Annotated in this window: 16 protein-coding genes; 4 read left to right on the top strand and 12 right to left on the bottom strand. The window is 69.9% G+C overall.

The features are described from left to right. Positions 1-37: 37 nt before the first annotated feature. From ACIA8G_RS12820 to ACIA8G_RS12845, 6 genes are all read right to left on the bottom strand, one after another. Positions 38-2,884 carry an MGH1-like glycoside hydrolase domain-containing protein gene (locus tag ACIA8G_RS12820; protein WP_396418550.1) on the bottom strand — a complete coding sequence of 949 codons (2,847 nt, stop codon included), beginning with the start codon at positions 2,882-2,884 and terminating at the stop codon, positions 38-40. 93 nt (positions 2,885-2,977) lie between these two features. After that, positions 2,978-4,561: a glycoside hydrolase family 76 protein gene (locus ACIA8G_RS12825; RefSeq protein ID WP_396418551.1), complete on the bottom strand. Its 1,584-nt coding sequence runs from the start codon at positions 4,559-4,561 to the stop codon at positions 2,978-2,980. A gap of 41 nt (positions 4,562-4,602) precedes the next feature. Continuing rightward, entirely contained in the window at positions 4,603-6,417 is a 1,815-nt protein-coding gene (locus tag ACIA8G_RS12830) for a glycoside hydrolase family 76 protein (RefSeq protein ID WP_396418552.1), read from the bottom strand. A 157-nt stretch (positions 6,418-6,574) separates the two neighbouring features. Further along, on the bottom strand, positions 6,575-7,552 hold the full coding sequence (locus tag ACIA8G_RS12835; protein ID WP_396418553.1) for a S1 family peptidase: 978 nt from the start codon (positions 7,550-7,552) through the stop codon (positions 6,575-6,577). A 154-nt stretch (positions 7,553-7,706) separates the two neighbouring features. Further along, complete coding sequence (locus ACIA8G_RS12840) at positions 7,707-8,606, bottom strand: lysostaphin resistance A-like protein (RefSeq protein ID WP_396418554.1); 900 nt, start codon at positions 8,604-8,606, stop codon at positions 7,707-7,709. 142 nt (positions 8,607-8,748) lie between these two features. Beyond that, on the bottom strand, positions 8,749-9,174 hold the full coding sequence (locus ACIA8G_RS12845; RefSeq protein WP_396418555.1) for a hypothetical protein: 426 nt from the start codon (positions 9,172-9,174) through the stop codon (positions 8,749-8,751). A 149-nt stretch (positions 9,175-9,323) separates the two neighbouring features. Between ACIA8G_RS12845 and ACIA8G_RS12850 the strand changes: the two genes are divergently transcribed. Genes ACIA8G_RS12850 through ACIA8G_RS12860 form a run of 3 tightly spaced genes read left to right on the top strand, consistent with a single transcriptional unit; the run spans position 9,324 to position 12,981 of the window. Next, positions 9,324-9,989 carry a response regulator transcription factor gene (locus ACIA8G_RS12850; protein WP_396418556.1) on the top strand — a complete coding sequence of 222 codons (666 nt, stop codon included), beginning with the start codon at positions 9,324-9,326 and terminating at the stop codon, positions 9,987-9,989. Next, positions 9,986-11,122: a sensor histidine kinase gene (locus ACIA8G_RS12855; protein ID WP_396418557.1), complete on the top strand. Its 1,137-nt coding sequence runs from the start codon at positions 9,986-9,988 to the stop codon at positions 11,120-11,122. Before ACIA8G_RS12850 ends, ACIA8G_RS12855 begins: the two co-directional genes overlap by 4 nt. A 32-nt stretch (positions 11,123-11,154) precedes the next feature. Continuing rightward, positions 11,155-12,981 (top strand): glycoside hydrolase family 9 protein, encoded by a 1,827-nt coding sequence (locus ACIA8G_RS12860; protein WP_396418558.1) that lies wholly within the window; start codon positions 11,155-11,157, stop codon positions 12,979-12,981. Between the two features lie 121 nt (positions 12,982-13,102). Here the strand turns inward: ACIA8G_RS12860 and ACIA8G_RS12865 are convergent, their stop codons facing one another. The 3 genes from ACIA8G_RS12865 to ACIA8G_RS12875 all read right to left on the bottom strand — a co-directional run bounded on the left by ACIA8G_RS12865 (position 13,103) and on the right by ACIA8G_RS12875 (position 15,618). Further along, positions 13,103-14,284, bottom strand: coding sequence for an FAD-dependent monooxygenase (locus ACIA8G_RS12865; protein WP_396418559.1), 1,182 nt, complete (start codon positions 14,282-14,284; stop codon positions 13,103-13,105). A gap of 85 nt (positions 14,285-14,369) precedes the next feature. Beyond that, positions 14,370-15,083, bottom strand: a complete 714-nt coding sequence (locus tag ACIA8G_RS12870) for a TetR/AcrR family transcriptional regulator (protein ID WP_396418560.1) — start codon at positions 15,081-15,083, stop codon at positions 14,370-14,372. A gap of 91 nt (positions 15,084-15,174) precedes the next feature. Continuing rightward, positions 15,175-15,618, bottom strand: a complete 444-nt coding sequence (locus ACIA8G_RS12875; protein ID WP_396418561.1) for a toll/interleukin-1 receptor domain-containing protein — start codon at positions 15,616-15,618, stop codon at positions 15,175-15,177. Between the two features lie 17 nt (positions 15,619-15,635). On the opposite strand from ACIA8G_RS12875, the gene ACIA8G_RS12880 reads away from it, so the two are divergent. After that, entirely contained in the window at positions 15,636-19,490 is a 3,855-nt protein-coding gene (locus ACIA8G_RS12880) for a TIR domain-containing protein (RefSeq protein WP_396418562.1), read from the top strand. A gap of 39 nt (positions 19,491-19,529) precedes the next feature. Here ACIA8G_RS12880 and ACIA8G_RS12885 read toward each other — a convergent pair whose 3' ends face one another. The 3 genes from ACIA8G_RS12885 to ACIA8G_RS12895 all read right to left on the bottom strand — a co-directional run bounded on the left by ACIA8G_RS12885 (position 19,530) and on the right by ACIA8G_RS12895 (position 23,224). Further along, positions 19,530-20,309: an MHYT domain-containing protein gene (locus tag ACIA8G_RS12885; RefSeq protein ID WP_396418563.1), complete on the bottom strand. Its 780-nt coding sequence runs from the start codon at positions 20,307-20,309 to the stop codon at positions 19,530-19,532. Between the two features lie 28 nt (positions 20,310-20,337). After that, positions 20,338-21,438: a VanZ family protein gene (locus tag ACIA8G_RS12890; RefSeq protein ID WP_396418564.1), complete on the bottom strand. Its 1,101-nt coding sequence runs from the start codon at positions 21,436-21,438 to the stop codon at positions 20,338-20,340. 127 nt (positions 21,439-21,565) lie between these two features. Beyond that, entirely contained in the window at positions 21,566-23,224 is a 1,659-nt protein-coding gene (locus ACIA8G_RS12895) for a discoidin domain-containing protein (protein WP_396418565.1), read from the bottom strand. Between the last annotated feature and the right edge of the window lie 98 nt (positions 23,225-23,322).

Here is a 23,322-nt window from a genome sequence, read left to right on the forward strand (position 1 = left end):
ACCGCCGAGCAGCGGTGCGGCGTTCGTTCCAGCGAAACTACGGGGTCAGATAGCAGGACTTCGAAACCCCGTTCAACGGATCCGTGCCGAAAGCCCCGGTCGTGCAGGCCGTTCCACCCGTGAAGGTCCGATAGACGAACGCCCCACGCGCACCAAAAGCAACCGTGCGCTGCCCGGAGAACCCACACGTGGCCCCTTCACCGGCACACGACGTGGAGTACCCGGGAGGACTGCCACTCCGCGTGTAGCAGGCCTTGGCCTCACCAGGAATCGGATCGCCACCGAACGAGCCGTTCGCACACGAGGTGTTTCCGGTGGCGTTGGCGTACCGGAACGCGCCGTAGGCCCCAAAAGCCACCGGCTGACCGCTCACCGCCGGACAGGTGCCCCCTTCACCCGCGCACTGACTCCACCCTCCGGCAGGCGGTCCGGCCGGTGCGACGTAACAGGACTTCGCGACACCGCCGACCGGATCGCCGAACACGGCGTTGGTGCACGGCGTGCTGGAGCTGAACACGCGGTAGATGAAGGCACCGTTCGCGCCGTACGCGACGTTGCGGCCGTAACCGCTGATGGAACAGGTCCCGTTCTCGCCCGCGCAGGCCGTGTATCCCGGCGGGCCGCCGAGCGGGGCGACGTAGCAGGACTTGAGCAGGTTCGCGGCCGGGTCCGAACCGAACGCCTCGTTCGTGCAGGCGATCGACGAGGTCGCGGTCTTGAACGTGTGGCTGCCCGCGCCGTAGGCGACGTTGCGGGTGCCGCTGAACACGCACTGGCCGCTTTCACTGGCACAGTGGGTGAAACCGGCCGGGAGCCCGCCGGCGGTGGGGAGCGGGGGAGCGGTCGGGTTGCCGAGCCCGGTGGCCGTCACGTCGTAGGTGCCCGGGGCCACGCCGGTGAGGTAGACGTGGGTGCTGTCCTGACCGGCTCCGCCGATGCCCGGCCGAGGCGTGAAGGTGTTGTTGCTCCACACGACTGCCCCGTTGACCGAGACGGACACGTTGGCGCCGTTGAGTTTCGGCACGCCGATGCGGCCCGTCGTGTTGCCTGGGCTGGTGAGCCGGGCGGTGTAGGTGCCCGCACCGGGGTCGCGGGACCAGGCGGCGTTGAGCTGGCCCTGTGGCAGCGTGATGCGGCCTTCGGCACTGGTCAGGTCGCCGGGGTGCGGCACGAAGCGGTACTGGCCCACCTGGGGCTCCGGCGCGGTGCCGAGCACGTGGAACGTCAGTGCCGAGATCGGGCCGCTCGACCAGCCGTGGGCCAGGCTCATGAACGAGCCGCCGTAGGCCAGACCGCCGTCGGCGTTGATGCCTTCCCAGAACGTGCTCTTCGTGCCGATCGGGCTGTCGAGCATGTAACCCCAGGTCCGGCGGATCTGCGCGAGGGCGGTGAAGTCGTTGTTGGCGGTGAAGGGCGCGTGCACCTCCATGCCGCCGGTGAACGGGTGCACGTTGCCGCCCCACTCGGGAGTTGTTGCGCCGAAGGCGTTCCACCGAGTGCTGAGCTTCTGGGTGATGCTGGTGTTCTTCGCCGCCGAGTCGGTCAGGCCGTACCAGACCGCGAGCGCGTTGCCGTCCTGCGGATAGAGGTTGCTCGTCGGGTTGTCCCGGTACATGCCCGCGTTCGCGTCCCAGAGGCGGGAGTTCACCGCGGACTTCAACGCCGCGGCCCTGTTCGCGTAGGTCGCCGCCAACCCGCTGTCCCCCTTGGCGTTCGCGAGGGTGACGCCTCCGGTCAGTGCGGCGTAGAGCAACGCGTTCGCCTGGATGTTCTCCCCGCCCTGACCGGCCCGCGCCCAGTCCTGGGTCTTGGTCACGTTGAGCAGGTTGCTACCGCCGATCTTGGCGATGATGAACTGCATCCCGCGCGTGTAGCGCGCCCACACCGAGTCGAGCCAGGACCGGTCGGCGGAGTAGTTGTAGTACAACGAGGTCCCGTGCAGGGTCCACGTGTGGTAGGTGTCGGAGTCCTTGAGGTTGAACGGCGGGCCGGACCAGGGGATCTCCCCGTTCGCGGCCTGCACGTTGTACATGGTGGTCAGCGCGTTGCGGGTCGCTTCGAGCTCGTTCATCGACGCGTAGGCGGTCGGGACCGCGATGCCGAGGTCGCCCGGCCAGACGGTCCGGTCCCGTTTCGCGCCGTCGACGAGGACGGAGTTGCCCACCCCGACGGTCGCGCTGTTGTCCCATTCGGACGGAGGTGGCGGCCAGGCCCGGCCCTGGTTGGACGCGATCACGTTGGTCTGCACCGTGTACGCACCGGCATACCAGATCCGGTTGAGCAGGTTGTCGCTGGAGTAGAAGTAGTTCGCGTAGTCGGCGGGGTTCGGCTTGCCCGGTGCGGCGGTGAAGTTGAGCGACACGCCGGTGAGATCGACCCAGCCGCCAGTGTTCAGGAACACCGTCATATAACGGAAACCGCCACGCAGTCTCGCCGCCGGCATCACGTAGGTGCCGTTCGTCGGGGCATTTCCGTAGATCGCGCCGTCGGGGTTGCCGCCGCTGCTGGCGTCACTGGACCGTCCGATGTGGAGTGACGACTCGGTGAACGCCAGCCCGACCCGCTGGCCGCCGCTGGTGGCGCCGAACGAGAGCGTGCCGATCCCGCCGACCTCCTTGCCGAAGTCCAGCGTGATCGACGAGTTCGTGCCGGAGAGCCGGGTCGGTTGCCCGGACAGGACGTTCTGCGGGTTGGCGACCGAACCCGAGGTGCCCTGCACGGCGGTCGGTCGCACGGTCCGGGATGTCGGCGAGAGGTTCAGCGCCTCGATGGCACCGGGTGGAGCGGCCACCGCGGCGAGCGCGGCGGGCAGCGGGCGGGCGCCCGGCTGGGCCGCGACGGGCAGTGGTGTCGTCGAGAGACCCACCAGCAGCAAAGCACTCATCAAGCTTGCTGTGCGCATCAACTACCTTCAATCAGGAGTTGTAACGTTTCAATTCGAAGACGAGCGAAAACTCTGAAGCGGTACCCCGGGAGATCAGCCGGCGGCGTTCATCAGGTCCACGGCGCTGTGTTGCCTGGCGGCGTCACTGCGCTGGAAGGGGCCTGCCCACGGCTGGTCGTACGCGTCGGCGCTGGAGCGATCGCGCGCGTAGGCCGTGTCGGCCTGGCGGCGCAGGTAGCTCGTGTACGGGCGGTCCGCCAGTGCTCTGTTGAGCGCGGCCAGGCCCCGGACGTAGATCCCCTTGAAGGAGGGGACGTCCCCGCCGCCGCCGTCGTCGAACAGGATGCCGCCGGGGTTGAGGAAGGTGCTGCTGGTCGAGGCGTTGGCGAGGGTGCGTGCCCTGGCGAGCAGACTCGCGTCTCCGGTGGCCCGGTAGAGCTCCGTGAGCGCGGCGAGCGGAACGCCCTGGTTGTAGCTCCACGGCGTGAAGTTGTTGTTGGCGCAGGTGGAGGTCAGGCCGTCGTTGACCAGGTTGGCGCTGTTGATCATCTTGCTGTTGAGGAACCACGTCCAGCCGGTCCTCGCGCGCTGCAGGTAAACGGCGTCGCCGGGGATCCTGTTGTGCAGGGCGGCGTTGAGCTGGACGTACAGCGAGTTGGCGATCGCGTTCTTGTAGGTCCTGCTCGAACTCCACCAGATGCCGCCACCGCAGACCGAGTCCCAGTACCGGAAGATGTGGTCCGCGCCGATCCTGGCGGTGTTGAGATACCTGCTGTCGCCGGTCAGGTCGTAGGCGGCCAGCCACGCGAGGCCCCACCAGGCGACGTCGTCGTTGTAGTCGTTGATGAAATTGCCCTGCCACGCATGGAGGTTGAGGTCGTAGGTGCGGGCGATGACGTAGCGGTAGCTGGGCATCCCGGTCACCCGGATGTTGTCGATGATCGCGGTGAGCGCGTTGGCCGAGTTCCACCAGCTGGTCGTGTCGAACAAGCCGTTGCCGAGGTTGTACCGCTCCATCAACGCCGTCGCGGCGGCTGTCCGGCGTTCACCGGCGTTCCACGTCGTGCGATACCAACTGGTGCACGCGATCGCGGTCGACCCGGCCGGTCGTCCGCAGGCTCGCAGCAGGCCGACGCCGAAATTGGCCCAGTCGTCCACGTTGAACATCATCGTGCGCCAGTCGCCGAAGCCCGGCGGGACCGCCGTGTTGCCGAGCCTGGAGCCGGAACCCCAGCTGACACCGGCGTCGAAGGACCGGTCCAGCCACACCTCGTCGCCTTGCCCGGCAGCAGCGATCGCCGCCCAGCCCATCGCGTCGGTGTCGTTGAAGTGCAGGGAGATCCGGCGTCCGCCGACGGTCACGGTCTGCGCGAGCCTGTTCGACGGTGCGAGGGCCGGATCGCGGGCGTCGCAGTACCTGTTGCAGATGACGGCAGTGGGGGAGGGCGCGGCGTTTCCCGTTGACGGCGGGCCACCGGTCGGCGGCGGTGCGCTGGTGTCCGGCCGGTAAGGCGAGCGCCGCGCGCTGGGTGGCAGCGCGGGATCGCGGTTGTCGCAGTAGTTGCCGCAATCCGCGGTCGGTTGACCCACCTGTGGCGCGACGGCCACCGATTCCGACGGCACGGCCACGACGAGCGTGGACGTCAGCAGGGACGTGAGCACAGCAGCTCTCAACATTGAGACCTCCCGATGCAGGGGTGGGCGGCCGGTCGATCGGGTCAGGCGATGAGCGCCCCCAGGCCGCTCGCCTGGGTGCGCCAGTCCTGCTGGTTGGGTGTGCCGCCGGCCCAGCGCTGGCCGATCCGGTTGAGCGCGTCGCGGTCGGTGGCCCAGATCGAGTCGGACTGCTGACGCGCGTACCGCTGGTACACCGCGGAATTCGTCGCCTTGGTGAGGTCGGCGAAGTACCGCATGAAGATGCCCTTGAACTGCTTTTGGTTGTCATCACAGGAGCTCTGGCCGATGTCGCAGGACTCGGTGAGCACCCCGCCGCGCGTCAGCTGCGGACTGGCGATCGCGGCGTCGGCGAGACGCCGTGCGCCGTCGAGGAACCTGGTGTCGCCGGTTGCCCGCCACACCTCGACCAGACCGCCGATGCCCAGCCCCTGGTTGTAACTCCAGACCATCTGGCCGTTGTTGCGGCAGTCGCGGGTCAATCCGTCGTTGACCAGACCCGCGCTGTTGATCAGTCCGCTGCCGAGGTACCAGTTCGCGGCGGTGCGGGCGCGCTGCAGCCAGACCGAGTCGCCAGGGGTGCGCCGGTGCACCGAAGCGGTCAGCCGCAGGTACAGCCCGCTGGTGACGGCGTTCTTGTAGGTGCGTTCCCGGTCCCACCACACGCCACCGCCGCACGTGCCCGGATCCCAGAACTGGTGCACGTACGCCGCGATGGTGGAGGCCATGGCGAGGTAGCGCTGGTCGCCGGTGCGGTCGTAGGCGGCCACCCAGGCGAGGGCCCACCAGGCGCTGTCGTCGATCGACCGGCTGATGAAGTCGCCGTCGATCGGGTCGGTGCTGCGCTGTCCCGCCGCGAACCGGCCGCGGTTCACGTCGAACGTGCGCGCGATGATCCAGTCGTACTCGCGGACACCGGAGTCGATCACCGAGGTGAGCGTCGCCGCCGAGTTCCACCAGCTGTTGGGCCACCAGCCGGGGGAGGGGTCGTAGGAGTACAGCAATGCATCCGCGGCGGCGCGCGCTCGCGTCGGTGCGGGCCGCGCCCACGCCGTGCAGCTGCCTTCCTGATGGGCGGCTTCCCGGCCGCAGGCCCGCACGGCCCCGCCGTAGTGGCGGCCGCGCGGATCCCGCGTGGCGAACATCGTGGTCCGCGCCGTGCTCGCACCGACGGCCACCGCGGTCCGGCCGAGCGACGAACCGGCCGGCCAACTGGCCCCGCCGTCCCACGAGCGGTCCAGCCAGACCTCGTCGCCGCGGCCACCCGATTCGATGCTCGCCCACGCCATCGAGTTCTGGTCGGTGTGCAGCCGGATGACCCGGCCGTACAAGATCGTCGGTGGCACCGGCTGGGCGTCGCCGTTGGCCTGCCCCGCGTCGGTCCGGTCGCAGGTCACGTCGCAGACCGCGGGGTAGATCCAGTCCGTGCAGGCAACGGCGGCGGCGTCGCCGCAGGCGCGCAGGAGGCCGCGCCGGTGGTGGCCAGGATCGGTCACGTTGTACATCAGCGTTCTCGTGCCCGTCCACGTGCCGGGGATGCTCGCTCTGCCCAGCAGGCCTTCCCAGGTCACGCCACCGTCCCAGGACCTGTCGAGCCACACCGAGTCCCCGGCGACGCCGCCGTCGATGCTGCCCCACGCCATGCCGTCGAGGTCCGACGCGTGCAGCACCAGCCGTCTGCCGTTGATCTGCTTCTCCGGCACTGGGAACGTTTCCTGCCTGGCACGCGAGGGGTCGACGGTGTCGCAGGACAACACGCACACCACTGCGGCCACGGCGACGGGCGTCGCGGGGGTGCTGGGCGGCGCGGTGGGAAGCACTGCCAGCACGAGGGAAACAGCCATCACGAGGTTGAGCACGTCGACCACGCTCCCTGCGGTGGAAACGCTCTCATGGTCTTGCAGTCATCTGTCATCGGTCAACCGTGCGGCGGGTTGACGACCGGACAGGAATCTGGGAAGTGTGGCTTGGCGTCTGCAAGTACAGGTAGTTGCAGACGCCAGAGCCAGCAGGCGGCTAGTAGACCCAGACGCCGTAGTTGCGCATCGCCTCGACGACGGGCTGGAAGAACGTCTCGCCGCCGGTCGTGCAGTTGCCGCTACCGCCGGAGGTGAGGCCCAGTGCGGTGTTGCCCGCGAACATCGCGCCACCGCTGTCGCCCGGTTCGGCGCAGACCGTCGTGGCGATCATGCCGTACACGGAGCCCTCCTGGTAGTTCACGGTCACGTTCAGGCCGGTGACGCGACCGCCGTGCCTGCCGGTCGTGCTGCCGCTGCGTTCCACGTCCTGGCCCACGTAGGGATCGGCCGCGCCGTTGATGTCGCGCACGGTGCCGTTGTACATGTAGACGCCGCCGGGCCGGTCCCAGCCGTTGGCGTACCGGATGATGCCGTAGTCGTTGCCGGGGAACGAGGTTCCGGCTCGCCAGCCGAGGAACTGGCCGCTCGTCCCGGTCCAGTCCACGCCGATGTTGGTGCAGTGGCCGGCGGTCAGCGCGTACGCGGTGCCGTCCGCGGACGCCACGTTGAAGCCGAGTGAGCAGCGCCAGGGCCCGTTGTGGATGGAGTCACCACCGGCGATGAACGGCTTCATGACGCCGGGTGCGGACTCGAGGCGCGCCTTGTCCCCTAGCCGGGAGACGGCCGTGCGAAGCCGATCGAGCTCGGCGCCCTTCACGGTGCTGTCGGCCGTGATGCGCACCTGGTTGGTGACCGGGTCGACCGACCAGGACGTGCCGGGGATGGTGGCCGTGCGGCGCAGCTCGTCGGTCGCGGCACGCAGGGTCGCGCCGCTGTGCTTGACGATCCGGGCGGAGCCGCCGGTGGCGCGAACCCGTTGTGCCTCAGCGGATGTGGTCACGGTGACCACCATCTCGCCGGTGCCGCGGTCCAGATAGGACCAGGCGGTGTCGGTCACCGGGGCCGCCTGGGCGACCGGTGCCACCAGTGCGGTGCCGGCGACGAGTCCCGCCACGATGGCGCGCTTGATCTTCATGTGTGCCTCCCTGATGCAGGGGACGCGCCGGGTCGACGTGTCCAGGGATGGCCTGGTTCGGCAGGGGAACCGATGCAGGGAGTTCGATGGTCGTGCGCGCCCTGCGCGACTGTCAATAAAACGTTTCAATTACAGGTATGTTTGTCTTATCTTGTCAATTGAGGACGCTTTCCTGTCGTGAATTGAACGTTTCAACGCTCCGAGACCGCCGATCGACCCACCACGTGTAGGCCAGCGTGGCCGCGATGCTGGGCAGGACCTGCGCCGCGGTGTAGTCCCCGCCCTGGCTGAGGTCCGGGACGCCCTGGGTCGTCACCACGAGCAGGCCCACCGCGTTGTTCGCGACGTGGAGCGCGATCGCGGCCTCGATCCCGCCGGTGCGGACCGTCAGCCAGCACATCGCGAGCGAGAACACCACGAGGTCGGCGATCACCAGCGGGTCGGTGTACTCGTGCAGCCCGACGAACAGCGCGGTGGTGAGCACCGCCGCTGGCCACGGGGAGCGGGTCCACGACGAGATCGCCTGGAACAGCCAGCCCCGGCACACGTACTCCTCCGCCGCGGCCTGCAGCGGCACGATCAGCACGACGACCACCAGGAACTGCGCCCACAGGCCCCAGCCGGGCCACTTCGCGGCCTGCCAGCCGTCCTGGACCAGACTGACGGCCAGCACCGCGCCGATGGCCAGGAGGGCCCAGCGCGAGCAGTCGAGCAGCCGGTCCCACCGCAGCCCACCGGCCACACTGGACACCGAGCCCGGCCGCCGGCCACCTGCCCAGCGCACGGTCAGCAGCACGGCGGGCAGTGCCACCGCCACGATGCCGAAGTTCATGGCGAGGTCGAACACCGGATCGGCGAACGTCATGTCCGTGTAGGCGATGCCGAAGAGCGCGGCCAGTGCGAGGGACAGCAGTACGCCGGCCAGCATGAACGCCCCGAACAGCGCCACGAAGAGCAGCATCTCGACCAGCGGCCGCCACCACCGGTACCGGGCGTCCCGGCCGATCAGGTGGTACGGGACCGCCGTGGCGGTGTGGTCCGGTGGTGCGTCCATGTTCCTGCTCCCGGTGTGTCGGTTCGGTCCAGGCCGACACTAGGAACGCCGACAGCCCGGCCGCGTGGCCCGATCGGCCACGACGCCGAGCCGGTCGGCCATGATCGGCGGCACGATAGTCGGAACGCCGGCTGGCCACTCGTCAGTGGCGGCGGTCGGCGAAGTGCTTGCGCGCCACGTCGGTGAAGGTGGACAGGATGGTGGCGATGAGCAGCGACCCGAACAGCCACATGATCGTGCTGACGAGGAACAGGTTCGCGTCTTCCGTTTCCGTGTAGAAACCGGCCACCCCGAAGGCGGCGGTGAAGGGGAGCGCGAACGCGGGCGTGACCAGCAGTGGGCGCGCGAAGAACGTCGCGGCGATGACGAGGGCGATCATGGAGAGGGTGAGGCCGGTGATCAGCGGTACCGCGGCGTCGGTCCACTCGCCGTTCACCGGGTTGACGGTCGGTGGCGCGTGCGTGCCGAGGAACAACCACGTGATCGACGCCGAGAGGACGGCCAGTACGAGGGTGGCGAGCAGTTCGCGAAGAGTGAGTTTGGCGGATGGGGTCCTGGTCAGGTTCATGGGACGAGCATCAGGGACCGGACGCGCGCCCGACATCCGTAGGTCTACTCAGGACGGTTGTGAGCTGGGGAAATCATCCTTTGGATGGACCTTTCGTACTCTTAAGCATGGTCGGCGGGACCTTGCGCTGATGTGTACTCTCGCGCCTCGTGCGTGTGCTGCTCGTCGAGGACGACCACGAGCTGGGTAAGGCGGTGGTCGCCGGGCTGCGCGCGGCCGGGTTCGCCGTGGACTGGGCGCCCAGCGTGGCGGAGGCGGATCTCAAGCAGTCGGTGCACGCCTACGACTGCGTGGTGCTGGACCGGGGACTGCCCGACGGTGACGGGCTCGGCCTGCTGCGCGCGTGGCGGTCGCGGCAGGAGCGGATTCCGGTGCTGGTGCTGACCGCGCTGGACGCGTTGCCGGACCGGATCGCCGGGTTCTCCGACGGCGCCGACGACTACCTCGGCAAACCCTTCGCGATGGACGAGCTGGTGGTGCGCGTGGGCGCGCTGTGCCGGCGGGCGGAACCGCCGCGGGAGACCGTGTTGCGGGTGCTCGGTGTGGAGATGGACCTGCCCCGGCGGCGCGTGCGCCGTGACGGCGTGTTGCTGTCCTTGACCAGCAAGGAGTTCGCCGTGCTCGAACTGCTGCTCACCAGAGCGGGACACGTCGTGACGCGGTCGGAGTTCATCGAGCACTGCTGGGACGAGATGGCCGAGCCGATGTCCAACGTGGTCGACGTCGTGGTGGCCCAGCTGCGCCGCAAGCTCGGCGACCCGCCGTTGATCAGCACGGCGCGCGGTGCCGGTTTCATCGTCGGGTCTGCCGGGTGAACCGGCTGCGGCGCCTGCGCTGGCAGCTGACCGCGTTGTTCACGCTGACTACGGCCGTCTGCCTCGCGGTGCTCGCGATCCTGGCGGGCGTGATCGACCAGAGGTCGCGCGAGGACGTGGCCGACGCCGACATCAACCGGCAGGCCACCGGCCTGTCCAGGGCTGTCTACTACCTGAACGGCACGCTGCACCTCGAACCGCTGGGGGAGGACTACCTGGCGCGCGACGCCGAGGGCGTCCTGGTCGTGGCGCGCGGCGGGACCGGCTGGGAGGTCCGCTACGAGCGGGGCCGCAAGCTGGTGGCCGAGCCCGCCACGATCGAGAAGGTGCTGGACGCCGAGGACGTCGTGCTGGCCGGTGGTCGCGATGACCGGCTCGCGGCGGCACCGGTGTGGGACGAGAACAAGATCGGCGCGGTGGTGCTGGTCAGCGCGGGACCGCCAGGCGAAGGACACTCGGTGCTGGTCAGGTGGTTGTGGATCGGCTGCCTGGCTCTCGTCGTGGTCGCGGCGGCGGCCGGGCACCTGCTGTCGAAGCTCAGCATGCGGCCCGCGGTGCGCACCCTCGCGGAACAGGAGCAGTTCCTGGCCGAGGCGGCGCACGAGCTGCGCACCCCGCTCGCGACCCTGCGGCTGGTGGCCGACGCGGGCGCGCGCGACCCCGCCGAGGTGCGGCGGCTCGTCGACCGGCTGGGGTACCTCGTCACCGGTCTGCTCACCCGCGCACGGGTCAGGGGCGGGACCCAGGAGATCGAGCGGACCCCGTTGCGGCTCGACCAGCTGGTGGAACAGGTCGTGGACGAGCTGCCGTCCGGCCGGGTCACGGTGACGGCCGAACCCGTGGTGGTTCAAGGTGATCCGGAGCTGCTCGCCCAAGCCGTCCGCAACCTCGTCGACAACGCGCTGGTCCACGGAGGCGGTGACGTGGAGGTGGCGGTGTCCGTAGCCCCTTCCGGGGGCCTGGTGTCCGTCGTGGACGGTGGAGCGGGCCTCGGCCGGTCCAAGTCCGGGACGGGACACGGGATCGGGCTCGCGATCGTGCGCTGGGTGGCCGCGCTGCACGGCGGCACGGTGCAGCTGACCGATCGAGACGGTGGCGGCGTGCGCGCCGAACTCCGGGTGGCGGCCTCATGAATTCCTCATAGGCCTGGCCCCACCCTCTGGCCATGAGAATCCCATTGATCGCGATGGTGGTGCTCGTCGGTGTGGGCGGGTGCACTGCCGCGGCGAGCCCCAACCCGCGCGCTGCCGTGATCCGGGTCGACCAGACCGGCTACACGGCGAGCGAGACGAAGCACGCCTACGTCGTGTCGCAGCGGACCTCGGCCGGTGCGCGGTTCCGCGTGGTCAACGAGTCGGGCAAGACGGTGCTCAGCGGCACGGCCGGTGGGCCCACGGGCTCGTGGAACGGTAAGTACCGCGCGGTGAGCGTCCTCGACCTGTCCGCGGTAACCACGCCCGGCCGGTACCGGGTCGAGGTCAGCGGTGCCGTCACCGGCAAGTCCCCGGAGTTCCGGGTGGCCGCCGCGCGCGACCTGTTCGGCGGCCTCGCCGCCAGCAACGTGCGGTTCTTCCGCTCCCAGCGCGACGGCGCGAACGTCGACGGAAGCCTGTTGCGGCGCAAGCCCTCGCACCTCGCCGACCGGTCGGCGCTCGTCTACAACCCGCCTCGCATCGACATGGAGGCCTACAAGCTGCTCGACCCGGCCCTCACCCGCATCGGCGGGCCGGTCGACGTCGAGGGCGGCTGGTTCGACGCGGGTGACTTCCTCAAGTTCACCCACACCACCTCCTACGCCACCGCGCAGCTCCTGCTGGCGCAGCGGGACAGCGCGAGCAGCGCGGAGCTGGCCGCCGAGTCCCGGCACGGCGTCGAGTGGCTGAAGAAGATGTGGACCGGCGACGTCCTGTACGCCCAGGTCGGCATCGGCGTCGGCAACGAGACCGTCCGCACGGACCACGACGTGTGGCGGCTGCCGGAGGACGACGACAAGCTGGACGCGCCGCCCGGCTCCGTCGACCACCACATCAAGCACCGGCCGGTGTTCCCCGCGAACAAGCCCGGCGCGCCGATCAGCCCGAACCTGGCCGGCCGCGTGGCCGCCGTGTTCGCGCTGTCCGCGCAGCTGAACGCCAAGACGGATCGCGCGAAGGCGAACGAGCACCTGCGGATCGCGGCGGCGATCTACGGCCGTGCCGACCACAATCCCGGCGAGCTCATCAGGGCGTACCCGCCGGAGTACTACCCGGAGAACTCGTGGCTCGACGACATGGAGTTCGGTGCGACGGAGCTCGCGCTCGCGGCCCGCGCGCTGGGCGATTCGCGGGCCCAGGGCTGGATCGGCGAGGCCGAGCAGTGGGCGGCGCGCTACGTGCAGTCCGACAGCCGGGGCCCGGCCGGTCTCGCGGACGTGAGCGCGATGGCGCACGCCGATCTGGCGGGGCTGGTCGGCGGCACGCGGCGGCAGCAGCTGATCGACGACATCCGCAGGCCGCTGGGCGACGCGGTGAAGCTCGCCGGCCAGGACCGGTTCGCCTCCGGCGTCGCCTACTGGGACTGGGACGCGGTGCCGCACACGTTCGGCCTGATGATCACCGGCCTGCTCAACAAGAAGCTCACCGGGGACACCACCTTCGACGACTTCCTGACGCGGCAACGCAACTGGGCGCTCGGCGCCAACCCGTGGGGCGTCTCGTTCGTCATCGGCGCCGGTACGACGTCGCTGAGCTGTGCCTCGCACCAGGTGGCGAACCTGACCGGTGAGGTCCCGGTCGGGGCCGTGGTCAACGGCCCCAACGCGGCGAAGCAGTTCGAGGAGCTCAACGAGTTCCCCACGCTGCGTGCCTGCCCGGCGGACGGAAAGAACCCGTACGGCGAGTTCGACGGGAAGGGTGCGCGGTTCCTCGATCACGCCGGGGCGTGGGCGAGTGCCGAGGTGGCGATCGACTTCACCTCGACCGCGTTGCTCGCCTTCACTCTCGCTGCCCGCTAACGAGCCTCAACGGCCGTCAGCAACACGACGGTCCACTGTGAACAGACACGAGAGAGGTAGTCGTCATGTCGTCCACCCCTTCAGCACAGCGGTTCCAGTCGCGACGCGGTGTCATCGTGGGTCACGCCGCCACGTCCCGGTCGAACTCGGCGAGGTTCCTGGCCCGCTGACGGTTGAGCACGGGGCCCAGCACCGGGAGGCGCCCGCCATCGACGAACAGCTTGCGCACCAACATCTCGCGGCGGTCGTGGGGGTTGAACCACAGCCGCATCGCGTGACCGCGCTGCTGGTAGTGGCCGATGGCCGGGCGCAACTGGTGCTCCCACTCGGTCAGGGCGCGCCGGATGTCGCCGGGGTGCTTCGAGAGCATCGTCCCGAGCAGGTCGCCACCGGTCAGCCCCGCGGACACGCCCATGCCCGCGTACAGGGTCACGCACCAGGCCGAGTCGCCGACGAGCACGACGCGGCCGGACGACCACCGGTCCATCTTGACCTGTTCCGGCTGGTCGAACAGCAGGCTCGGCGTCCGCTGGGCCTGGTCGAGCACCTCGCCGAGCATCTTTCCGGTCGGCTCCGGGCCGAAGGCCTTGCGGAGCCTCGTCACCGGTGGCTCGGCGAACTCGGCGTCGACGTCGTCGGTCCGGTAGGTGAGCATCACCGTCGGCTTGCGGCCTTCGAACCCGAAGACCCACAACGCCCTGGCGGGCTCGAGCAGCATCGCCATGTCCTCGGTGGCGAGTCCGGGAAGCGGTCCCTCGAGCTGGAAGGCCGCGATGACGTGGCTCATCGGGTGCAGGTAGTCCTCGTCCGGGCCGAACGCCAGCCTGCGGACGGTGGAGCGCAGCCCGTCGGCGCCCACGACCAGGTCGAAGCGCTCGGTGGAGCCGTCGTCGAACTCGACGTCGACCCCGTCGGGGTCCTGGTCGATCCTGGTCGGTGAGGTGCTGTAGCGGATCTCGACGTCCGCGGGGAGGTGCGCGAAGGCCGCCTCCTCGACGTCGGTGCGCAGCATCCGGTAGGGCGGGTTCGGCAGGTCGTCGAAGCTCGTGGTCCTGGACCGGTTGCCGAGCCGGTCGTAGCTGAAGACGTCGGCCAGCTCGGCCGCGCGGTTCGGCATGTCCTCGAGGATGCCCAGCCGGCCCGCCGCCGCCCGGCCCGCGCCGTAGACCAGCACGAAGTAGCCGGTCTTGCGGCGGTCGGGAGCCTTCTCGACGATGACCGGCTGCCAGCCGTGCCGGTGCAGTGTGATCGCGGTGGCCATGCCGCTGATGCCCAGTCCGACCACCAAAGCTCGTTTTCCCATGACCCCAACGGTACGACCAACTGACCAGATCTGTCATCTGGTCAGTTGGTGACGCGCGGCACAGCCGGGGCAGGACGTGCGGGTGTCAGTCCTTGGCCGGGGCGAGCGAGGTGAGGATGCTCCGCCGGTAGTCCGCGAGGAGCTGCAAGGCGGCACGGGCGGTGGCGTCGACGTCCGCCTCGGTCGCGGTGAACGGGCCGAGCAGGGTGGTGACCGCCCGCACCAGCACCGCCGCGGGGTCCTCGATGGCCAGGTCCGGCACGAACACCGACGGCCGGTTGCCCAGGGTGAAGAACCCCAGGATCAGCGCGCGCAACGCGTACTCCTGATCCTGCTGGGTCCAGTCCGTGCGGGCCAGCCCGTGCCTGCGCCAGACCGGCAGCGCCACGGTCACCAGCGCGCCGGGACCGGCCATGTCGAGCAGTTCCCTGGTGCGCGGATGCTGGGCCAGCACGCCCAGCAGGTCCTGGTCACCGGTCTGGATGGCCTGCATGAACGGGTGCTCGTTCATCGAGCCGACGAGCAACGAGATCATCCGCTCCGGCCGCGCGACCGCCGGGTCGGCACCGAGCAGCTCGGTCCACTTCTCCATCGCGGTGAGGAAGTCGCGGCTGAACAGGCCGACCGCGAGGTCCTCCTTCGTCGGCCAGTACAGGTACACGGTGCCCTTGCCCACGTGGGCGCGCTCCGCGATCGCGGCGATGGTGACCGCCTTGAACCCGCGCTTGAGGATCAGCTCGCGGGCGGCGGCCAGGATGCGGGCAGCCCTCGCCGACTCCTGCTCGACCAACCCTGTCATGACCGGCACCTCCACGTCGCGGGCCTCGGCTCATCATGCCGATCCGGGGTGGGCGGCTCCTGCCGCACCCCCGTCCAGTGTGGACGGTGTGTCAGCGTCCGCCGGGGAACGGCGGCTCCGCCACGACGCGCGGCCGTTCGGACTGGATGCCGCTCAGCAGCCGTTGCCGCGCCTCGTCGCGCTCCACGCCGACCAGGTCGATGTAGACGATGGGGGCGAGCAGTCCCGGTGGTGAGCACTCCTCGACCCGGACGGGGATCAGCTTGCGCGCGAGCCCGTCGGGGTCCTGGACGAAGGCGGCGGCCCACTCCGACAGCGGGAACGGGCGGTCGGTGTAGGCGGGGCTGAGCACGGCGATCGTGCGGGTCGCCGACGTGCCCGTCTGCATCTGCCGGGCGATGTTGTGCCCTGGCCGCATGTCCAGTTCCTGGAAGACGACCTGGAAGCCCTCCTCCTCGAGCACCCAGGTGATCCAGCGCGCCCACTCGATGTCGTCACGTGTGAAGCTGACGAAGAAGTCAGGAGCCGTGTCCACCTGGCTAAGCTACCCGAGTGCCGCCGGACCGGTTGATCGTCAGCTACACCGACGTGGACCGCCGCTGGGCCAAGTGGATCGCCTTCCAGCTCGAACAGGCGGGCGTGGCGGTGCACGTCGACTACGAGCCCGGCAGCAACGTGGTCGTCGAGCTGGACCTGATGGTGGCCCGCGGCGATCGCATGATCGCCGTCGTGTCCGAAGAGGCCCTGCGGGACCCCCGATGCCGCGGGCACTGGGCGGCCGTGCTGAACCTCGACTCCACCGGCAGCGCTCGCCGGCTGATTCCCGTGCTCGTCGGGCCGTGCACGCCGGACGCCCTGCTCGGTGCGTTGAGCCCGGTGCGGCTGGACGGCCTCGGCCGCGAGGAGGCCGCCGCCGCGCTGCTCACCGCGCTGGGGCTGGGGCAGGCCGAGCCCGCACCTCCGGCGTTCCCGGGGTACGCGGGCGAAGCGGCCCGCCGGACACAGCGGATCGAGGCCCTGCTGAGCTCGCCGCCGGCGGCGGTGACGCGGCAGCGGCTCGACGTCTCGGACGGTCCGTTGCCGAGGTTGCGCTTCCTCAGCGATCAGGCGCGCACCGACATCGGGCAGGTCGCCGGGGTGAGCTTCGAAGCAGGGCTCTACGTGCGCCGCGACGTGGAATCGGGGCTGCTGGCGCACCTGCGGACGCCGGGCGCCCAGCCGCTGCTGGTCGTGGGTGAGCCAGGGGTGGGCAAGTCGAGCCTGCTTTGGGGAGTCGCCTCCGCGTTGCTCCAGGACGGTGACCGGGAGGTCCTCCTGCTGGCGGCGCCGTGGTTGCGCGAGCTCGCCCTCGACGGGCAGCCGATGGTGCGGCGCGACGTCGTGGCGCAGGCGATCCGGGCCGCGGCCGCGCAGGGCCGCGCGAGCACGGTGCTGGTCGACACCGCGGACCTGGTGGTGAACGACCTGCCCGCGCTGCTGGAACTGGCCGGCGTCGTCGACGTCGCCGAGGCCGCGGGCGCCTCGGTGCTCGTGACGACGAGGCCCTCCGAAGCGCGCTTTCTCCCCGCGTGGGACGTGATCACGCTCGGCCACTACGGCATGACGGCGGAACCGGGCGAGGCCAGTGAGTTCGAACGTGCCGTCGCCTCGCACTGCCTGGTCTACAACACGACGGCGCGCAGCGCGCACGAGATGGCCGCGAAGCTCGTGTCCCTGGTGCTGCGGGAAGGTCCCGGGGCGCACCTGTGCTCCCGCCCGCTGACGATGAGGATGCTCTTCGAGCTCTACGCCCCGGCGTCACTGCCGGACCACGTCGACGTGACCGCGCTCTACCAGCGGTTCTGGCGCGATCGGGTGGAGCGCGATCGGCGTGCGTGGGGGAGCCGTTCCACATCGGACACCGATGCCGACCTGACGCCGGTGGTGCTGCGCCTGGCCGAGCACATGCTCGCCGCGGGCATTCCCGAGGCGCCGTTGCGCGCGGTCGGCACGACGGCCGACGCCGGCTCGATCACCGTCGAGGACGGCGTGGCGGAGCTGGTGCGGCGCGGGGTCGGTGAGGTCACGCCGGTCGCGGGCGAGCGGGTGTTCCGGTTCTTCCACCAGACCTTCTTCGAGTTCGCGGCGGCACAGGCGTGGTGGCGGCGACGCGGCCCGGCGGCACTCGTGGAGCTCGGCGACCGCGCGCGCAGCACGCCTGACGACTACTTCCTGCTGGCGGTGTACGAGCAGACCTGGCTGTGTGCCTGGCGTGACGACACCGCGTTCGCCAGGGTTTCGGAGGTCGCGGAGAACCTCCTGGACGAGTTCCGCCGCGGGCTGGGGCCGCTGGGGTGGACCACGGGGGAGCAGTTCCCGTACTCGCTGCGGCGTTCCGTCCTGTCGGTGTTCGCGCTCGCGGCCAAGCTCTCGCCTTCGTGCCACAAGAAGTTCGGTGACGTTCTCCGGGACGTGGAACTGCCGCTGCTGCGGGACTGCCTGAGGTTGATGCCCGTGCCGTCCCGGCATTGGACCGAGTCGGACATCACCACGCTCGTGCCCTGCGCCGGGCGGGAGGACAAGGCGTGGATCGCGGTCCTGGGCGTGCTGGGCAGGCTTGCCCAGCGTGATCCCCGGCTGGCCGTGCCGGCGGTGCGGCGCCTCGATCTCGTCGAGCGCGTGACGAGCCTCGCCGGCCGGGGGCTCAACCTGCACACCGAGCTGGCCGAGCTGCTGGTGCGAGCGGCCCACGAGCCCGATGCGCTCGGGCTGCTCCGACGCATGTGCGGTGACCCCGCCGAGGCCGAGTGGACCACGAACGTGTTCCGGGTGATCGCCGCGAAGGCGGAGACGTCGTCAGAGATCGACTTCGCCGCGTGGGCCGACGAGGTCGCGGGCGATGTCTCGTGGAAGTCGCCGGCCGGGATGCGCGCTCACGCGGAACTGCACCGCCGCCAGGTGTGCCTGGCGGCCGGGGACGAGGGCGACTGGGCGGGGCAGCTCGACGAGCTGAAGGCCTTGGTGGGCCTGCTGAACGGCCGGCAACGCCTGGTGTCCCGCGACCGCCCACGTCTTGCCGGGTTGCTGCTCGCCTTCGGTCACGACGCGCCGCTGGACACGGCGGAAGCTGTCGCCGCCGTGCTGCGGACCGCCGATTCGCGGGCGCTGCACGCCGAGCTCCGGCAGGGGTGGCTGGTGGGTTTCGCCGTCCGGTGCCCGAACGCCATGACCCAGAACTGGATCGCCTGGCTGGTGGAAGGACTTCCGGCGGCGCGCTATCCCGAGGCGGGGGCGAACCAGCTGTGGGCCAACACGATCCGCAGGACGCTGGAACTCCAGGCCGTTCCGCTGACCGCCGTCGCGACGATCACGGACGCCGCCGCCTCGCAGCTGACCTCGGGCTCGTGGCGCGACGAGAACTCGTTGCGGCGGCTGGTCATGCGCGCGTTCGCGGGCGGATCTGCCTCGGCGCGGCGAGTGCTGGAACTCGCCCTCGAAGACCCTGCGGACGAGGGCGACGACCTGGTGGGTTCGGTCCCGATCGCGGTGGGGCCACTCGCTGATCTGGACCTGCTGTTCGACCTGCTGCTCCGGTGGCGCCGGCTGGGCCACCTCGCCGAGCTCGTCGACCGGCAGGAGGTGCCGGCCGAGCTGATCAAGGCGAAGGCGCCGGCGATCCTGGACCTCGTCGCGGCGCACCGGGAGAGGGGCAGCACCCGGCAGCAACAGGCGGCGGTGGTCCTCTTCGACGCGGCCTTCCGGCGCGGCGCGGTGGACCTTCCCGAGTGGACGGACCTGAAGGCCTGGCTCGAGGAAACCGTGATGCCGCACGCGCGGAACGTCCTCGTCGGCCTGATCGGAGACGGGCTCAGGCAGCACCGCTACCCGCACGAGGAGGCCCGGCCGGTGCTGACGGCCCTGCTCGGCAGCGACAGGTTCGCTCGTCGCGAGCTCGTCGAGCTGATCTCGGTGTGGGGAGGGGAACAGGACGCGGAGGAGCTGTTGCGGCTGGCGTTCACCAAACCGATCGACCACACCAGGCTCGCCACCGCGTCGAACTTCGTCAGGAGAGACCGGAGGGGGAGCCCACCGCTTCCGTTCCCCGTCGCGGTGCGGTTCGTGGCGGACTTCGCCACCGGCCTGAAGGGCGTGAGCGACCAGGCTCGCCGGAACACCGCGATCCGCTGGCGCAGCGCGATGACCGGGCTCCTGTCCGGGACCGGCCTCCAGGAGCAGCTGGACCTGCTCGGGCTGCTGCCGCGGCTGGAGGAGCACTTCGCCGCGAACGTCGTGCTGCAGCTGGAGCCGTGGCGCTACCCGGAGGTGCGGTCGAGGCTGAACGAGATGGTCGACTGGGCGCATCTGGGCGGGCAGTTGCGGCGGAACATCCGGCTCGTGCTCGCGAACACCCGGCGACCACGCCACTAGGCGCGACTCTCATCGAACGGGACTTCGACACAGGCCCCGCTACGTGCCGAGCCGCCGTGCTTTGGTCCGCTGCACGACGCGCTCGAGCAACTCGGCCTCCTCGCGGCGTTCGTCGGCCGAGGACGTGAGGGCGAGCAGGAAGACGATGATCACGCTGACCCCGGCGCCACCGATGATCAACGACGTGATCAGCTCCTGGGAGTTGCTGACGATGACCGGGGCGCCCTGGTCGAGCGTGATGTTCATGGCGTGCATGCCGGTGTAGTGCATGCCCGTGACGGCGAGTCCCATCACCAGCGAGGCGCCGGCGACGGCGAGCGGGCCGCGGACGTTCGTCGTGGCCCACAGCGCGGCGGTCGCGGCGACCACGGCGATCGCGATCGAGAGCACCACCCTGGCGGGGTCGTAGGTGACCTGGGCGCCGATGACGATCCCCGACATGCCGGTGTAGTGCATCGCGGCGACGCCGAGCCCGGTCACCAGGCCGCCCGCCACGAGCGGCCAGAGAGGCTCGTCGTCCTGCCCGTTGTTGCCGAGCCTGACCACGAACAGTCCGATGCCGACGACCACGATGGCGACGACCATGCTCAGCAGCGTGAGGGGGACGTCGTAGGCGACGTTCGCGCCCATCCACGTGCCGAGCATCGCGGTGAAGTGCATGGCCCAGATGCCGAGCCCGCCGATCGACACCGCGGCCACGGCCAGCCACCAGTTCCGCGAGGCACCGGTCGCTTTCCGGGCGCGCTCGGCGGACAGGAGACCCAGGGCAGAGCCCAGGCACGACGCGAGATAGGCCGCGATCGGTGTGAAGGTCCCCATGTCCATATGAGATGGAAACATCACTCATCTATGCATGCAAGACCGTCTTTGGCGAAACCGGAGTGTGAACGTTTTGGGTCCCCGCTACGTGTTCGTGCCAGCCGCGCTGGTCGCGCCGGAAAACCGGGACGACGAACGTGCCGAGGACGATCAGTCCCACGGCCACGAGGTCCAGCAGGCCGATGCCGATCAACGGTGACGCGACGATCGCGTAGACCGCCAGACCGGTGACGCCGAGCAGCTCACGCAGCACGAGCCGAGCCGGGTTGGCGCGCGAGCCGTCCACGCCGCGGATCCGGTAGCGCATCAGCCATCCGCCGACCGTCGTCCCGCCCGTCGCGGCCGGCAGCACGACGCGCAACGCCACGAGCACGCCTAGGCCCCAGCGGGGATCCGGCGGCAGCAGCAGCTTCGCGATCACGAGCACCAGCATCAGGTCGACGGCCAGGCCGAGCAGTTTGCGGGGCACGGTCACGGTGCCGGGATGGGCGGCCGAGTCGCCGGAGGAGGGAACCCTGGGCACCACGAGTGCGGCGGGCGCGATCATCCACCCCAGCAGGGCGCCGAAGGTGTTCGACATCAGGTCGTCGACGTCGGCGATCCGGTACGGGCACGCGTAGTAGCCGAGATTGCCGGTGTACTGCACCACTTCCACCGCCAGCGAGATCCCCAGGCCGATGGCGAGGACGGCGAACGGGCCCTTGCCGTAAGCCTTGCGCAGCACCACTCCCAAGGGGACGAACAGCACGACGTTGAACATCTGCTGCAGGAACGCCTGCGAGGTCACCATCGCCGCGATGCCGGAACGCCCGTTGGCCGCCATGTTGGCGCGCATGTCGGTGACCCACTGGAGCGGGACCGTGGACAGCATCTGGTCGCCCTGGCACACCTGCGCCCGGTCGGCCGGGAACGGCAGGAAGATCAGTGCCAGCGCGACGAGCCCGTAGGCCAGCAGCCCGTACAGCACCAGCGCCCGGCGCGGCTCCACGCGTCCGAAGCGGAAGTAGTGCAGCAGCGCCAGGGGAACGAGCGCGAGCAGGCCGATGCCCACGAACGCGAAGAACCCGGTCCGAGCGGTCTCCCAGTACGACACCATCATCTTCACCGCTCCGCACTTGTGTTCGTGCACTGAGCGGTCCTGTGCCCCCGGCGTCACCGGCGCAAACCAGGCTGGGCGAAGATCCGTCGGACGGACGCCGCACGTGCCGCCACCCGCCGGATCCGGGCACGGGCCCGAAGCCGGCGGGCGTCCGGCGTCAGACGTACAGGCGGAGGCCGGACAGCTGGCCGGCCGGCCATCCCGTGTTGCCGGTGAAGGTGAGCCGGACGTAGCGGACCTGGGTGCCCGGCAACGTGACCGTGGTCGTGTTACCGGTCGCCGGATCGAAGACCAGCCCGGCCGACGGGCTCAGCGTGGTGAAGGTCTGGCCGTTGGTGCTGCCCTGAACGGTGATGGTCTGGGTCCGCCGTCCCCAGGCCGGGTCGGGCGGGAGCGTCAGCACGGCCCTGCGCACGGCCGCGGCGGTACCGAGGTCGACCTGGATCCATTGCGGGAACGCGTTGTTCGCGCTTTCCCAGTACGAACGTGGATCGTTGTCGACGGCGTAGCCGCTGCCGTAGTGCTGGGTCTGCGAGCTCTGGGACGTCGGGCGGCCTGCAGCCAGATCGACGTCGGGCGCGGGCGGACCACCGATCATCGTCGGCGTGGGCCTCGTGGCGGTCAGGGGGATGAGGCCCTTGAGCATGCGGCCGCCGTCGTTGGTGAGGCGGAGGTAGTAGTCGGACGAGCAACGGGTGCCGTCCTCGTCGAGGGCGAGGTAGCCGGAGCCGGCCGGGACGTCGGCCTGCGTCTCGGCGGTCTTCGCGATCTGGTTGCCCTCGTTGTACTCGTCGAACATCGAGATGTAGATGCCCTGCACGCCGAGGCGGGTCATGTTGTAGAACTGCCGCCACATGAAGTCGCCGTGCACGCGATGCCGTTGCGACAGGTCTCCTGGCAGGACGCAGGGCTGGTAGTCGATGCCGCGGGCGTTGCACTCGGCCTGGTCCGGCGAGTTCACGTTGGTGTAGAAGTGATCCACGCCGTCGATCGTCGTGATCCGGCCGACCATCCACGGCGAGATCATGTGGAACGAGCGGTACACGTTCGCGAAACCCTGCCGCGAGTCCTCGCCCAGGGTGCGCCAGTGCGTGGGGACGCCGCCGATCACGTAGCAGCCCTGCGCCTTGAACCAGTTCACGACGTCCTGGCAGGCCTCCGGGCTGAACGGGCGGCCGGGGTCGTTGAAGCCGAAGCCCCAGATGCACACGACCGGCATGCCGTTCTGCCGGGCGTAGGCGGGGGAGGAGGTGTACGCGGACATCTTGTTCTGCCAGTCGGTCTTGATCTCCGACTGCATGTTCAGCCACCACGTGACGTCGTACATGATGTAGAACTTGCGGCCGGTGGCCTCGGCGGCGGCACGGACGTGCGCGGTCACCGCGTCGCGGATGGGACCTTCGCCGCCGGTGGGGTTGAAGCGCTGCAGAGCCGCTGTGTCGCAACCGTTGTCGCGCATCCAGCCGAAGTGGACGTCCACGGTCTGCCGGTCGTAGTTGGAGAACAGGGTCGCCGGGCGGCCGTCGCCGAGGTTCGGGAACGCGGTCTGGTAGGTGCGGGCGTAGTCGCGCACGTCGGGCCAGGAGATGATCGAACTGGTGGGCGGGGCCGGCGGCTGGCTCCAGTCGTTGTTCCAGTGCCACCAGCCGTTGATGGGGGAGTTGTCACCGCGGCAGGCGAACCAGCCCTGGTAGCCGACGGTGATCTTGCCTACGACGTCGCCGGGCGGGCTGGCCGCGTGGGCCTCGGACGGCAGGAGCTGCAGGGCGGGGAGGGCCGCGGCTGTGCTCAGGAGTGTTCGACGGGACAGGGGCATCTCGAACTCCTTTGTTCGACGGTCGACACCAGGGTGCAAGAACTTCGCAGAAAGATGCAAGAAACTGACCAACCGGAACGACGGGCGGCTGGGCCGAA

Origin of the sequence: Lentzea sp. NPDC051213 (assembly GCF_044455585.1) — a bacterium.
Lineage (GTDB): Bacteria > Actinomycetota > Actinomycetes > Mycobacteriales > Pseudonocardiaceae > Lentzea.